The sequence below is a fragment of the Nostoc sp. CHAB 5715 genome, assembly GCF_020829685.1.
In the GTDB taxonomy this organism is placed as follows: Bacteria; Cyanobacteriota; Cyanobacteriia; order Cyanobacteriales; family Nostocaceae; genus Nostoc.
This window is the reverse complement of the sequence record NZ_JAIVFR010000051.1, coordinates 1-14,366: the sequence shown is the minus strand read 5'-3', so window position 1 is coordinate 14,366 and position 14,366 is coordinate 1. Positions and strand designations below refer to the sequence as shown.

Genomic DNA, 14,366 nt, shown 5'->3' with positions numbered 1-14,366 from the left:
ACAACTGGTGATAGACCAGCTCCTGGCGATTATAGTGGTGATGGGAAAAATGATTTCGCTGTCTGGCGACCCAATAATGGTACTTGGTATATATTTACGAATTTACAATGATAAATCCACAATCAACAAGGAAAACTGCACTTGTTTTTTAACGTAAATTTCCCAGCCTACGTGGTACGCTTGCAAAAGCGTATCACGTAGGCTTTGCTGTAGTAGCCACGACTTTAACGAACTTTGGGGGTTTAAGTCCCCTGTCTCTACAGGCAGCGCGTGAAAGTGTCGGGGTCTAAATCCCCGTCACAAAACGTAATTGCGAATTGCGAATTGCGAATTGCGAATTGGTTTAGTCCTTTGGCTCCTCCTTTTGCTTAAGCTTTTTTCAACCAGCTAAACATAGCGCGTAAATCTTTGCCAACTTCCTCAATTTTGTGTTCAGCTTCTTTGCGACGCAAGGCGGTAAATCCTGGTTTACCAGATTGGTTTTCTAGAACGAATTCTCGTGCAAATTGTCCAGATTGAATTTCGCTGAGAATCTTTTCCATTTCAGCTTTGGTTTGTTCGGTAACAATCCGCGGCCCACGGGTATAATCGCCATATTCAGCTGTGTTAGAAATGCTGTCGCGCATTTTAGCTAAACCGCCTTCCACAACCAAGTCAACAATCAGCTTGACTTCATGCAGACATTCAAAATAAGCCAATTCTGGTTGATAACCAGCTTCTACCAAAGTTTCAAATCCAGCTTTGATTAAAGCACTCAAACCACCGCACAGTACCGCTTGTTCGCCAAATAAATCTGTTTCGGTTTCTTCGCGGAAAGTTGTTTCGAGAATACCCGCACGGCTACCACCGATACCTTTAGCATAAGACATGGCGCGATCGCGTGCCTGACCACTAGCATCTTGATAAACTGCAAACAGCGCTGGTACACCTTCACCACTTTCATAAGTCCGCCGTACCAAATGCCCCGGCCCTTTAGGTGCTACCATCACCACATCTACGTTAGCTGGTGGTACAACTTGCCCAAAGTGAATATTGAAGCCGTGGGCAAAAGCTAACACATTTCCTTCTTCTAGATTTGGTTCAATCTCGTTTTTGTAAATCGTTTTTTGGACTTCATCAGGTAACAAAATCATGATGAAATCAGCAGCATTAGCAGCATCTGCAACATTTTTCACAGTTAACCCAACTGCTTCGGCTTTTGCTACTGACTTACTACCCGGATATAGTCCCACAATCACATTCAAACCACTATCTTTGAGATTGAGAGCGTGGGCATGACCTTGGGAACCATAGCCGATAATGGCAATAGTTTTTCCAGCCAAAAGGTCTAAATTGGCATCTTCATCATAATACATCCGGGCCATAAAAGCATCTCCTGTCAGCAAGCATCGTCATTTATTGGCAGGCTTTCGATTGTACCTCAAATTGAGTAACCATAGATGAACTGTCAAATATTGAATTTATCTCTTTGAACTCAGGGGGAGTGTTTACGACGGCAATAATCGCCTAACTTCTTTATCTCAAGCAAGTAAAGTTACTCGTTTCACTAGACCGAAAAGTTTTGCGATGCCTTCTCTACGAGACGCTCCGCGAACGGCGGGCGTAGCCATCGCCAAAGAATAGTAGCCTGTGATACACTTTTGTTCAAGTCTAAAAAAGTTGATCGTTTTTGATAATTTATAACCCACCTTCGGCACTCTAAACTGTCACAGAGAGAAAATACGGAGAGAAAAAGGCCAAGTTGATGAGCGATACTGCAATGGTGGCGATCGCCTGACCGAGAAAGAATGGCGGATTATTCTCAACAAAACCATCAACTGTAATGGTGCTGAACTAGCACGAATGGTAGAAAAAGCAGCGCGTGCATTATTTCATCAGGGACGGGAAATTCAGATTGGTTTGTCCGAACTTTTGGAACAAAGGGAAATGATAGTACCACTCTACGTCAGGGATACCGACAGAATACTGGCTATAGAAAATCGAGCTAAGTATATTTGTCAACCTGCATCGACAAAAGACACTTCTGTTTTTGCTCCAGCAATTACTACCTATTGGGGAGAACTCTGTGTTCACAGTTAATTGTGACAAGGTATTGAGCAGATACCTGTAGGTATCCAACTCATAAGAGGCTATTTATAAAGTAAATCTAAAGGCGAGTAGGAGAGGATAATTAAAATTTAATATATTTGTTACAAGTATTTACGTATTTTTTAGGAACCTTGGTATAAAATAAAATATAAAAATGAAATTAAGGTTTCAACTAACTGTATGAATTATAACAAAAGCTATGAAGATATAACAGAAACATTGAGAACAAAAGGGAAAAAAATTGTAAAAGCGACTTGTATAACCCAAATATTTCCTGAAGATGGTGCTTTTATGCAAGTTCTACCTGTAGATGAATACAAATCAGTTGGTGCTATTCTAGAGCCAAATCAAGATATACCAGTTTATAAAACTTGGTCTTTAATTCCAGTTATACAAATACATGGTCATCCTTCTTCTCAACTTGCTGATTATGCAATTATCAAAGAATACTTAGAAGAAGTTATTGTTTGTTGTAAATCATGTTTTGCAGCTTATAGAAAAACAAGAACTGATGATGAATCTGGATTTTTTGCTGTCAGTTGTGGTAGCCAAGATTTATGGATAGGTCATAATTTTATGGAAGTTTTTAACTCAATTCAAGGTCAGTGGGATGTTGAGTGTATAGGAATTGATTCTAATCCAGATAATTGTTTAATTGATCTCAAAGAAAAAGTACAAGTTGTTATAAAAACTACTAATTCACAAACTACTAATTCACAGACTACTAATTTACAAACTACTAATTCACAGCAAGGAGATTGCTTTATTGCCACAGCAGCTTATTCATCTACAGAACACCCTGATTTAGATACTTTTAGAAACTTTAGAGATAGTGTATTGCTCAGTAATTCTTTCGGAACATTTTTAGTTGCTTTATATTACAAGATAGGGCCAAGGCTAGCTAAATATGTGAAAAAAAATAGTGTAAGTTAGAGACTATTTATAAAGTAAATCTTATTGTCTAAAACTTATAGTCATTTTCCATTTCTCCTTAGTTAGTTTTTAGCCTGTTGGCATAGCTATCACAGCGATTCGAGCGCAACCGTCACGGCGTACTCGTAGGTAAAGCTGCTTTACAAATAACCTGTATTTCAGTATCTATTGTTTCTGCTTAAGATATTTATAATACTGTCCGGCTTACGCGGTTGAAATTGAACCCCGATGGTAGTACTACAGCAAGTTAATCATCCAATCTCATTTCTTCTTAAACGTTTATACTTTATTTCTCAAGACTATATAATAAATTGCGTTTTACCCTTATCCTCGGTTTTGGGTAAAACACTCCCTTTGAGGTTGGCTTTCATGGCAAAGAAAATTGCATTTGGTTGGTATGGCGGCAAGTACAGTCATTTAGACTGGCTTTTACCCTTGTTGTCAAAAACGACCCACTACTGCGAACCCTTTGGCGGTTCAGCAGCCGTGTTGTTGAACCGGGAGCCTTCGCCTGTGGAAACCTACAATGATATTGATGGCCAGGTAGTCAACTTTTTTCGCGTACTACGCGACCAAAAAGACCAACTCATCAAGGCGATTGGGTTAACCCCATTTTCGCGTGAAGAATTTCGGATTGCTATTGCCAAAGAAGAAGAGAGTTTGTCTGACCTGGAAAGGGCTAGACGATTTTTCGTCCGGGCGCGACAAGTGAGAACAGGCTTGGCACAAACCGCCAGTGTTGGACGATGGGCGCACTGCAAACTTACTAGCCGCGCTGGAATGGCTGGTGCAGTTTCCCGGTGGCTTGGTAGTGTTGAGGATCTGCCCGAAATCGTGCAACGGTTGCTACGCGTGCAAATTGAAAACGACCTTGGCTCAATTATGACCCTCAAGCCTCCACACTTACTGTTGAAGAAATCGCTCCATGTCCGACCGTACAGATGGCGAATAAGGCTGTACCTCCAATTGCAGCCGATCGCACGGTAAATCAAGTACCTGCTAGTGAAAGCACTATTTCCCAAAAGGCGGAAGCTGCACCAATAGCCCGTTCTCGTCCCCAACTGATCAAAAAGGCAGCAATATCTTTGACTGTCAACTCTGTAGATCAGACTATTGATGCTGTTTCGCAAATTATCAATAAACAGCAAGGGGATTTGATCGGGTTGAAACAACAACAACCCAAAAATGACAATTCGCGTCACACAGCAACAATACAATTGCGGATACCAGAGAATCTGCTGGAATCTACCCTGGAAGAATTAGCTAAATTGGGTACTGTTAAGACTCGTAATATCACGGCAGAAGATGTGGGCGATCGCCTGGTAGATTTCCAAGCTAGATTAACCAATTTGCAAAAAACTGAAGCTAATTTGCAAAAAATTATGGATCGGGCGGGTTCTGTTAGAGATGTGCTTAGTGTTGCCCAAGAATTAAGTAATGTCCGAGAAACCATAGAACAAATTAATGCCCAACTCAAAAGCCTACAAAATCAAGTTGCTTATTCCACTATTACGCTGAATTTAGAAGCAGCAGTTTCTAGCACCAGTTCACAACCTGCCTTTGGTTTGCAAGTTCAGGAAACTTGGAATAAATCTACCCACTCTTTGAGTTCATTTTCCGTTGGCTTACTCAAGCTGGGTATTTGGTTAATTGTTTATAGTCCCTATTTGTTAATTTTTGCTGCCCTTGTCTATGGCTTTAACCGTTGGCGGCGAACTCATTCACCACGTTTAACACAAACACCAGAATCAACTAGTTCTGAGTGAGCTTGCATAAATCATACATCTACCTTTGATAAATATACACAGGCAAAGAGTGATTCAAATATTGCCAACTCTTATTGTCTGCACCTCCATCTTGAAAATTTCTCTTTATCCTGTAGTTTTAATTACTTTAATACTTTTTCAAATGTAAAGAGTAATACAAAATATCTGATGACAATTTTGATACAAATTTGTTAAGAATAGTTACAATAGTCGGCAAACACGATAACATTTCTTATGGTAAATTCACTTGACAATAATCCACCCCATAAAGTAATTATTGTTGGCGGTGGTTTTGGTGGACTTTATGCGGCAAAAACACTCGCCAAGGCAGCAGTAAACGTTACTCTGATTGATAAACGTAACTTTCATCTATTTCAACCCCTTTTATACCAAGTTGCCACAGGTGCGCTATCTCCTGCTGATATTTCCTCACCGTTGCGTTCTGTCCTCAGCAAGAGCAAGAATACGAAAGTGCTGCTGGGAGAGGTGAATAATATTGATCCAGAAGCAAAACAAGTGACTGTGGGCGACGAAACAATAGCTTACGATACGTTAATTGTCGCCACAGGAGCCAAGCATTCCTATTTTGGCAAAGACAACTGGGAAGAATTCGCCCCAGGCTTGAAAACAGTAGAAGATGCCATAGAAATGCGTCGCCGGATTTTTACGGCGTTTGAAGCCGCAGAAAAAGAAACCGATCCAGAAAAACGCCGTGCTTGGTTGACCTTTGTAATTGTTGGTGGTGGCCCTACTGGTGTAGAATTAGCTGGTGCGATCGCAGAATTAGCAAATCAAACTCTCAAAGAAGATTTTCGTAACATCGACACATCAGAAGCCAAGATTTTGCTATTAGAAGGTCTGGATCGGATTCTGCCACCCTTTGCACCAGAGTTATCACAAGAAGCAGAAGCATCTCTGACGCGCTTGGGGGTGGTTGTGCAGACAAAAACACTGGTGACGAATATTGAAGATGATATTGTTACCCTCAAACAAGGTGATGAAGTTAAAGAAATTGCCTCAAAAACGGTATTATGGGCAGCAGGTGTGAAAGCTTCCGCAATGGGAAAAGTGCTAGCAGAACGCACAGGTGCCCAATGCGATCGCGCTGGACGGATTATCGTCGAACCTGACTTGAGTATTAAGGGACATCCTAATATTTTTGTAATTGGCGATTTAGCAAATTTTTCTCATCAAAATGGTAAACCGCTACCTGGTGTTGCACCTGTAGCGAAGCAAGAAGGTGAATATGTAGCAACACTAGTCCAACAGCGACTTGCAGGTAACAGTTTACCGCCCTTTTCTTATGTTGATCGAGGTAGTTTAGCGATGATTGGACACAATTCTGCTGTGGTAGATTTGGGTTTTATCAAGCTGAAAGGTTTCTTTGCATGGTTATTTTGGCTAGTGATTCACATCTACTTTTTAATTGAATTTGACAACAAATTAGTAGTAATGATTCAGTGGGCATGGAACTATTTCACCCGTAATCGCGGAGCAAGATTAATTACAGGACAAGAATCGCTCACCCAGTTTGGAATTAGCGATCGCAATTACACATCAGCCGATAATAAACAACCAGTAAATGTCTAATTGGGAATTGGGAATTGGGCATTGGGCATTGGGCATGGGTAAAAAGCAATAGTTCTTCCTCCCCTGCTCCCTCATCTCCCCCATCTCCCTCATCTCCCTCATCTCCCCACTCCCCACTCCCCACTCCCCACTCCCCGCCCTCATAAATTAGCAGTAAGCTGTTTGAGGGCGTTTTTTCATAATTTACTATGGCAACTATTAACGACAACTACTTGAAGCTGAAAGCAGGTTATCTGTTTCCAGAAATTGCTCGGCGGGTGAATGCCTTTGCAGAAGCGACCAGTAATGCTAAAATCATCCGGCTGGGCATTGGCGATGTTACCGAACCTTTGCCGGAGGCTTGCCGCACAGCTATGATTAAAGCTGTGGAAGAAATGGGCGATCGCAATACCTTCAAAGGCTACGGGCCAGAGCAAGGCTACGCTTGGTTGCGGGAGAAAATTGCTACTCACGATTTCCAAGCACGAGGAGCCGATATAGATGCTTCCGAAATCTTTATCTCCGATGGTTCCAAGTGCGACACCGGCAATATTCTGGAAATCTTTGGACATGACAACATAATTGCCGTTACTGACCCCGTTTATCCCGTATATGTAGACACTAACGTTATGGTGGGAAATACGGGAGATGCCAACGAGAAAGGCGAGTTTGAAGACTTAGTTTATCTACCAATTACGGCTGATAACAACTTCAGTGCCGAGATTCCCTCAAAGAAAGTCGATTTAATTTATCTCTGCTTTCCCAATAACCCCACTGGCGCAACTGCAACCAAAGAATATCTTAAGGCATGGGTAGACTATGCCAAAGCCAATGGCTCGATTATTTTCTTTGATGCAGCCTACGAAGCTTATATTACCGATCCATCGATTCCTCACTCAATTTATGAAATTGAAGGTGCAAGAGAAGTTGCGATCGAATTTCGTTCTTTCTCCAAAAACGCAGGTTTTACGGGAACTCGGTGCGCGTTAACTGTCTTACCGAAGACACTTACAGGAAAAGCCGCCGATGGTTCCGATGTGGAACTATGGAAACTCTGGAATCGTCGCCAGTCTACCAAGTTTAATGGTGTTTCTTACATCGTCCAACGGGGAGCCGAAGCGGTTTACTCTGAAGAAGGACAGGCACAAATTAAGGGATTGGTGAATTTTTATCTAGAAAACGCCAAAATTATCCGCGAGAAACTCACAGCCGCCGGATTATCAGTTTATGGTGGCGTGAATGCACCTTACGTTTGGGTGAAAACTCCTAATGGTTTATCCAGTTGGGAATTCTTTGATAAGTTGCTGCAAACTGTCAACGTTGTGGGGACACCTGGTTCTGGCTTTGGTGCTGCGGGTGAAGGTTACTTCCGCATTTCGGCGTTTAACAGTCGGGAGAATGTGGAAGAGGCGATGAAGCGGATTACAGAGAAGTTTAAGGTGTAAGCGATCGCTTTTAGCCGTTTTTGTTAAACTCATCCTATTAATCTAAAGGTTACGGTGGGCTATATTATCCACCGCAACCTAATAGATATTGAATTTTGAATATTTCGACAAGCTCAGTACAAGTTTGGAATTTTGAATTGGAGCGAAGCGACGTGACTGCTGCTATCCCCGTTTTCAAACCTGTTAGCCGGATGCAGTTAGCACCTGGTAGCACAGTGACAATTCCAGATGTTAGCTGGGAAGAATTTGAATCTATTTTACAAGAATTGGGAGAAAAAAGAACTACACGAATTGCCTATAGCCAGGGTACTTTAGAAATGATGGCTCCTTTACCAGAACATGAAATACCCAAAGATTTAATTTCTGATATTGTCAAAATATTGTTGAAGGCTAAAGATATCAGATACCAACCTTTTGGTTCCACCACATTTAAACGGCAAGGTGTAGCAGGAGTTGAACCTGATGCTTGCTTTTACATTCAGAATTATCAACGAATGATTGGTCATCGCCGCTTGCAACCTGATGATCCGCCGCCAGATTTAGCGATTGAGACTGATGTCACATCGAAAACTACTCTTGATGCTTATGAAGCCATTGGAGTCCCAGAATTATGGGTTTACGACAGTGGAAACCTTTCTATTTATTTGCTGAAAGAGGGGAAATACATAAAATCTGATACCAGTCCTAATTTTGAGGATATAGCTATTACTCAGATTATCCCTGCTGCCGTAAAACGTAGTTGGCAAGTAGGAAGTTTTCAAGCTTTGGAAGAATTGGAAGCGATGATTTAGTAAATAATTAAATAACCACTGACAATCTACCTAATTTTGGAATTTTCTGGGGGAGATAAAGTGCGATCGCCTTTATGTTGTACTTGTCAACTTAGCATTTTGGGTAAATTTGGCAGAATGACTTTCTGCTTCTGAATACATAGCAAATAACTCACTAAAAACCTCTTCCCCATTAATCTCTCCACTACTAACAAATCGTTCTACTTCAACCGAACCATCCTCAAAAAATTCTACTTCCCATCGTTCACCAGGCACAGCCACATTCACCATAATGGTTTCATCCCGATGATGGACTAAGGTGTAACTAATTTTCTCTTGTTCTAATTGATTTAGAAAGGTAACTAGTTTGCCAAATCCATGATTCTTCATTTGTCAAACCTCTTATCGCTTAATAACTTGCGAACAACTTTAAAACCCGGTTGATTTACCTCTGCTCCCGCTTCAATCTCCTCCCATAACATTTCAGAAAACTCATCCCAACTGGGCGATTCTTCTGGGAGTGGAGCCTGTTTTATATTACCCTTCTTGTACTTTAGGATTTCAGACACCTTTTGCCCAGCAAATTTATGTACGATTTCCTTCTCTCCTTTTGACTGAGTGGCTATTTTACTTTATACAATAGCGATCGCACATACATGACTACTCTAACTATGCGATGCCTACGGCAGTAAACTACGCACTTTCCTAATTATTCATAAATTGCATCCAGAAATTATTCCTGAGAATTGTTTCCTCTTTCTTTGCTATTATCGGCTAAATCAATTTTTGGCTCAAATTTTTTTCGTCCATAATTAGCCAAAGTCACCCCTTCTTCTAAATATACAGCAGAGTATTTACTCAACCCAATACGTTGTGCAGAGTAAATTCCAGAATGACCTGAAAATAGGTAGCTTACTACACAGCCAATAGCAATAAATACCCCTGATTCCACACCAAATAATTCAATTCCCATTAAGGTTGATGCCAAAGGTGTATTTGCTGCACCTGCAAATACACCCACAAATCCCATTCCTGCTAACAGTGGTGTAGGTAATGCCAAAACCAACGATAAAGCATTTCCTAAAGTTGCACCAATAAAAAACAAAGGTGTTACTTCTCCTCCCTTAAAACCTGCTCCTAAAGTTAGAGCAGTCAAACCTAATTTTGCAGCAAAATCCCAAGGAGGTAGCTGAATGTAGAAAGAATCCACTATGGTTGGAATACCAAGACCAATATACTTGGTTGTTCCACTCAACCCAACAATTGCTGCTATCAGCGCACCGCCTATTAAAGGACGCATTGGAGGATAAGATATTTTTGCTTTAAAAAAGTGACTAATTTGGTGAGTTACTTTAGCAAAAAATCTCGCTACAATTCCAAAGATTGCACCTGCGATAATAGCAGCAATCAGTCCCCAAATTGTGAGCGTCGATATAGACTGAGCGTGTTGGTATGCAGTATGATGCAAACCCAATAACAAGGTGATTTGATTTCCAACGATCGCAGCAATTAAAGAAGGGAAAAGAGCATCATAATGAATTTTACCAATTGCTAAAACTTCTAGACCAAATACAGTTCCCGCTAAGGGAGTGCCGAAAACTGAAGCAAATCCTCCACTGATACCTGCGGTTAATAAAATTCGCCGATTGACTCCTTGAAAATGTAATATTTTAGTTAGCTGGTCTGCCAAAGAAGCACCCATTTGCAATGCTGTACCTTCACGACCGGCTGAACCTCCAAATAAATGTGTAAGGTCTGTTCCTAGCAAAACAAGAAGAGCCATCCGAAAGGGAATAACATTTTTGGGGTTATGGATTTCTTCTAGTAAAAGGTTATTTCCGGCTTCTACAGTCCGACCAAACTGATGATAAATCCAACCACTCAAGAAGCCACCAAGGGGCAGCAAAGCGATAATCCACCGATGCGATTCTCGCCAATCAGTTGCCCATTCTAATGATGCCAAAAGAGCCGCAGAAGCCGTCCCAGCAAGAATGCCAACTACAACAGAAATAGGCAACCATTTAATTAGGTGGGGTAATGCAATAAACGGTTCAAATTGACATAGTTGTTTCATACTATGACTCCTTGAGAGGATGTTTTCAAAGTATTGGGCGAATAGAATTCGCTACTACACAAGCTAAGTCCACCTCCGTGGACTAATACAAAATCAAGGGTTTTTAACCCACGGAGGTGGGTTTTGTCTCGTGTAGCCGCGACTTCCAGTCGCTTGGTGAGTAATAAATTAAACTTTTCAAACATCCTCTGAGGTGCAATCTGTAGACTTACACTTTCTACAGGGGAGTCAGGTAATGCATTTAGCCAAGCCCTACTCTCCCGCAGTCAGCGAAGAAAGTAGGAGCCATCAGCCTTCCAGTGATGAATTTCACCTGTACTGGAAAGGCGGTTTTGGCGAGCTCCATCGCCATAAATACTATTTAATTAATTCAACAATACCATTTTTACTTTTGTGTTGCTTTTTCACATTTACTAAACAATTTATGCCTATAGATAGATGTGCTTATGATAACTATAAAGATAAATGTTCTTAAAAATAAAGCAAGTATCCAAAACAACTTTAAACAATTCGCAATTCGCAATTCGCTTTTTCGCCCATTCGCAATTACGTTTTGTGTAAGCGTTGCGTTAGCGATAGCGCAGCGTTAGCGATAGCGCAGCGTTAGCGATAGCGCAGCGTTAGCGATAGCGCAGCGTTAGCGATAGCGCAGCGTTAGCGAGGAACGAGCGTCGGAACGAGCGTCGGAACGAGCGTCGGAACGAGCGTCGGAACGAGCGTCGGAACGAGCGTCTGGGGATTTAGACCCCAATCGCATTACAAGCAACCCTTCTTGGGATGGGGTTTTAAACCCCGAGTAGTAGGATAATTAGTATTTATAAAAGTTAAGTGGGAAAACCGTACTTATCTGATAGGTTTTCTGTACCATATATCTAAGTTTAGCTGGATACAATCAAAGTGTGGCTTAATTAATGCTGTTTTATAAAAAATTTACACAGCATTAGCAGGAGAGCGAAAATATGACAAATCAATTGAAAACGGCTGTTTTGCTAGCTGCTTTAAGTGGTCTTTTGATCGCAATTAGTTACTGGGTAATTGGCGGTACTAGTGGCTTGATAATAGGGATAGGTTTAGCAGCAGTAACAAACCTGTTTTCCTGGTATCAATCAGATAAGATTGCCCTGGCAGTATACCAAGCCCAGCCTGTAAGTCAAAGCGAAGCACCAGGACTTTATCGGATGGTGCAGAGATTAAGTGATCGCGCTAACATCCCCATGCCCAGAGTTTACATTGTGCCAAGCCAAGGTGCAAACGCCTTCGCTACAGGGCGCGATCCAGAACACGCTGCTGTTGCTGTCACCGAAGGCATTTTGAATATATTGCCAGAGGATGAACTCGAAGGCGTTATCGCCCACGAACTCACCCACATTATTAATCGTGACACCCTCACACAAGCTGTTGCTGCTACTGTTGCTGGTGCTATCTCATTCCTAGCGCAAATGGTGAGTTACAGCTTATGGTTTGGCGGTGGCTCACGAGATGACAACAGAGGTGCAAATCCTTTGGGAGTTTTATTAACAGTAATGCTTGCGCCATTGGCTGCGACGATTATTCAGCTAGCAATTTCGCGCACACGAGAATTCTCTGCTGATGCAGGTTCTGCTAAATTAACTGGTAATCCCCGCGCCTTAGCTAGGGCGCTGCAAAGATTAGAAGCCTCAGCAAAGCAGATGCCTTTAAATGCCAATCCAGCTTATGAGCCGTTATTAATTATCAATTCTATCTCTGGACAGTTTCTGGGGAACTTGTTCTCCAGTCACCCTGCTACAGAGGAGCGAGTTGCAGCATTGCTAAAACTAGAGCAACAACTGCCAATAAAAGCTTAGTCATTTGTCATTTGTCATTAGTCATTTGTCATTAGTCATTTGTCATTTGTGAAATTTACAATGACTTATGACTACCAGTATAGGATGCAGTTTTCATCCGAGAGTAAGCTTTGTAATTTAAGGATGTTTTAACTATGACTGCTAGCAACATTGAATCTTTTGGAACTCCAGTCATTGAATCTACTGAATCCATAGTAATTGTAGAAATTAGTCCTCAAACCGACAAATTAGTAGAAACCGAAATGGCTGGCGAAAGCGATGAAGTCAAGCGCGAAACCAAAGCGCTGATTGAGGCGCTAGAAAGACGCAGCCAAGCGGAGTCAGCAGGTACTCTCACGCGTGAAACTTATTTGAAAGCTGTGCGACAAGCACGAGAATTGATTGAAGGCAGGAAAGTGAAGGAACGCGATCGCTTAGAAGACTCTTGGGCGATAATTCAGGACGAAGCTGAGAGAAACTGGCACTTAATGGTGAAAGACTTAGTAGACTTCAGCTTTCGCCTGCAAAAGGCGGCTATTGCTGCTTGGGAAACCTTCAATAACCCTTACTCTCGTTAGTTCGACGAACCTCTCCCTGTCTTGAATTAAAGTTCAAACCTGTCCTCTCCGACTCGGCTACGGTGTATACACAAGTCTGAAATAGTTTAATCACCTGGGTTTCACGTCAGTTTTACCCCACCCTAACCCTCCCCTTGACAAGGCTACAAAAAAATCCCCGACTTTTTAGAAAAGCCGGGGACTTTGTTTTTTTACTACTTATTGAATTCAAATCTGACGGATCAAAATTTATCAGTAATTTTTTCAATATTTTTATCTAAACTTCATATTTTGACTAAATTCAATAAGCAAAATCCGCAATTACTTACTCAAAAGAAGCTTTGACTTACTCAAACTCCAGTTTGCTTTCTGATTTTGGTGTTTTCCGCAAGTAAAAGAAGCTTTGACTTACTCAAACCCCAGTTTGCTTTCTGATTTTGGTGTTTTCCGCAAGTAAAAGAAGCTTTGACTTACTCAAACCCCAGTTTGCTTTCTGATTTTGGTGTTTTCCGCAAGTAAAAGAAGCTTTTGCTTTCTCAAAATGCTATTTGACTTACTCAAACCCCAGTTTGCTTTCTGATAAGTAGTCGGACAGAATTAATTACACACTGTCATTGCGAATGGAGCGTTCGCGGTAGCGTCTCGTAAGAGAAGCGAAATAAAGCAATTCGCTTGCGGCTGAGATTGCTTCTCTTCGAGACGCTCCGCGAACGCAACGCTCGCAATGACTGTAAATATTTTTGTCCATCTACTTACCAATTTGAAAAAAGAATGCGACAGATATACACTCTCAAACCCTTGTGATATCTAGTTTTCTTCCTAACAGAATTTTGAATGACTTGTGTGTACACCGTAGCTCCGACTCGGAGAGGGACAGGTTTTGCGTAGTAAAACCTCTGGCGTTGCTGAATCAAGGGATGATTCTTGTAGGGTGGGCGTCTCGCCCGCCCTGAAATACAAGGGACGGGCTTTTCGGCCCATCCCACAAAACTAGCAAAATCATCCCGCAAATATGCAACGCCAAACCTCTTAGTAGTCTTTTTATCTGATTTTTCAGTCACGGATAAGATAAAGGAGTAATGTAGCTCCTCACACAAGTAGCAATGACTTCAACCCTGCGGAAACTTCCTCGTCTTAATACCCCAACTCTGCATCAGTTGCCCAATGGTTTGACAATCATAGCAGAGCAGATGCCGGTTGAAGCTGTAAACCTCAACTTATGGATTAAAGTTGGTTCAGCCATAGAATCTGATGCCATTAACGGCATGGCTCACTTTTTAGAGCACATGATTTTTAAGGGAACAGAACGACTAGCTAGCGGCGAGTTTGAACGTCGAATTGAAGAACGGGGTGCTGTTA

General features: G+C 41.6%; 15 protein-coding genes and 1 riboswitch. Of the genes, 10 read left to right on the top strand and 5 right to left on the bottom strand.

Going from position 1 to position 14,366, the window contains the following annotated elements; translation table 11 throughout:
* Window positions 1–368 precede the first annotated feature (368 nt).
* Window positions 369–1,364, bottom strand: coding sequence for a ketol-acid reductoisomerase (gene ilvC / locus LC574_RS04800; protein ID WP_229451739.1), 996 nt, complete (start codon window positions 1,362–1,364; stop codon window positions 369–371).
* A 478-nt stretch (window positions 1,365–1,842) separates the two neighbouring features.
* Between ilvC and LC574_RS04795 the strand changes: the two genes are divergently transcribed.
* From LC574_RS04795 to LC574_RS04775, 5 genes are all read left to right on the top strand, one after another.
* Entirely contained in the window at window positions 1,843–2,079 is a 237-nt protein-coding gene (locus tag LC574_RS04795; RefSeq protein ID WP_229451738.1) for a hypothetical protein, read from the top strand.
* A gap of 189 nt (window positions 2,080–2,268) precedes the next feature.
* A complete protein-coding gene (locus LC574_RS04790; RefSeq protein WP_229451737.1) occupies window positions 2,269–3,021 on the top strand; it encodes a CFI-box-CTERM domain-containing protein in 753 nt (250 codons plus the stop codon).
* Window positions 3,022–3,390: 369 nt separating this feature from the next.
* Window positions 3,391–4,008 (top strand): DNA adenine methylase, encoded by a 618-nt coding sequence (locus tag LC574_RS04785; protein ID WP_229451736.1) that lies wholly within the window; start codon window positions 3,391–3,393, stop codon window positions 4,006–4,008.
* A complete protein-coding gene (locus LC574_RS04780; protein WP_229451735.1) occupies window positions 3,963–4,787 on the top strand; it encodes a DUF4349 domain-containing protein in 825 nt (274 codons plus the stop codon). Before LC574_RS04785 ends, LC574_RS04780 begins: the two co-directional genes overlap by 46 nt.
* A 234-nt stretch (window positions 4,788–5,021) precedes the next feature.
* The gene (locus LC574_RS04775) at window positions 5,022–6,377 is read left to right on the top strand and encodes an NAD(P)/FAD-dependent oxidoreductase (RefSeq protein WP_229451734.1); all 1,356 of its coding nucleotides are present in this window, start codon (window positions 5,022–5,024) and stop codon (window positions 6,375–6,377) included.
* Here LC574_RS04775 and LC574_RS04770 read toward each other — a convergent pair.
* Complete coding sequence (locus LC574_RS04770; RefSeq protein ID WP_229451733.1) at window positions 6,345–6,494, bottom strand: hypothetical protein; 150 nt, start codon at window positions 6,492–6,494, stop codon at window positions 6,345–6,347. The two genes, LC574_RS04775 and LC574_RS04770, sit on opposite strands and share 33 nt — an antisense overlap.
* A gap of 71 nt (window positions 6,495–6,565) precedes the next feature.
* On the opposite strand from LC574_RS04770, the gene LC574_RS04765 reads away from it, so the two are divergent.
* Both LC574_RS04765 and LC574_RS04760 read left to right on the top strand, forming a co-directional pair.
* Window positions 6,566–7,801 carry an LL-diaminopimelate aminotransferase gene (locus LC574_RS04765; RefSeq protein ID WP_229451732.1) on the top strand — a complete coding sequence of 412 codons (1,236 nt, stop codon included), beginning with the start codon at window positions 6,566–6,568 and terminating at the stop codon, window positions 7,799–7,801.
* 152 nt (window positions 7,802–7,953) lie between these two features.
* Complete coding sequence (locus tag LC574_RS04760; protein ID WP_229451731.1) at window positions 7,954–8,592, top strand: Uma2 family endonuclease; 639 nt, start codon at window positions 7,954–7,956, stop codon at window positions 8,590–8,592.
* Between the two features lie 72 nt (window positions 8,593–8,664).
* On the opposite strand, the gene LC574_RS04755 is transcribed toward LC574_RS04760, so the two are convergent.
* The 3 genes from LC574_RS04755 to LC574_RS04745 form a co-directional block, all read right to left on the bottom strand.
* A complete protein-coding gene (locus tag LC574_RS04755; protein ID WP_229451730.1) occupies window positions 8,665–8,961 on the bottom strand; it encodes a hypothetical protein in 297 nt (98 codons plus the stop codon).
* Window positions 8,958–9,140, bottom strand: coding sequence for a hypothetical protein (locus LC574_RS04750; protein ID WP_229451729.1), 183 nt, complete (start codon window positions 9,138–9,140; stop codon window positions 8,958–8,960). Before LC574_RS04750 ends, LC574_RS04755 begins: the two co-directional genes overlap by 4 nt.
* A gap of 164 nt (window positions 9,141–9,304) precedes the next feature.
* On the bottom strand, window positions 9,305–10,645 hold the full coding sequence (locus LC574_RS04745; RefSeq protein ID WP_229451728.1) for a voltage-gated chloride channel family protein: 1,341 nt from the start codon (window positions 10,643–10,645) through the stop codon (window positions 9,305–9,307).
* A 272-nt stretch (window positions 10,646–10,917) separates the two neighbouring features.
* Window positions 10,918–11,004, bottom strand: a riboswitch (Fluoride riboswitch).
* A gap of 600 nt (window positions 11,005–11,604) precedes the next feature.
* Here LC574_RS04745 and LC574_RS04740 point away from each other — a divergent pair.
* The 3 genes from LC574_RS04740 to LC574_RS04730 form a co-directional block, all read left to right on the top strand.
* Window positions 11,605–12,471, top strand: coding sequence for a zinc metalloprotease HtpX (locus LC574_RS04740; protein ID WP_229451727.1), 867 nt, complete (start codon window positions 11,605–11,607; stop codon window positions 12,469–12,471).
* Window positions 12,472–12,605: 134 nt separating this feature from the next.
* Complete coding sequence (locus tag LC574_RS04735) at window positions 12,606–13,028, top strand: hypothetical protein (protein WP_229451726.1); 423 nt, start codon at window positions 12,606–12,608, stop codon at window positions 13,026–13,028.
* 1,082 nt (window positions 13,029–14,110) lie between these two features.
* Window positions 14,111–14,366: pitrilysin family protein (locus LC574_RS04730; protein WP_229451725.1), on the top strand; the 256-nt coding region annotated here is incomplete at its 3' end.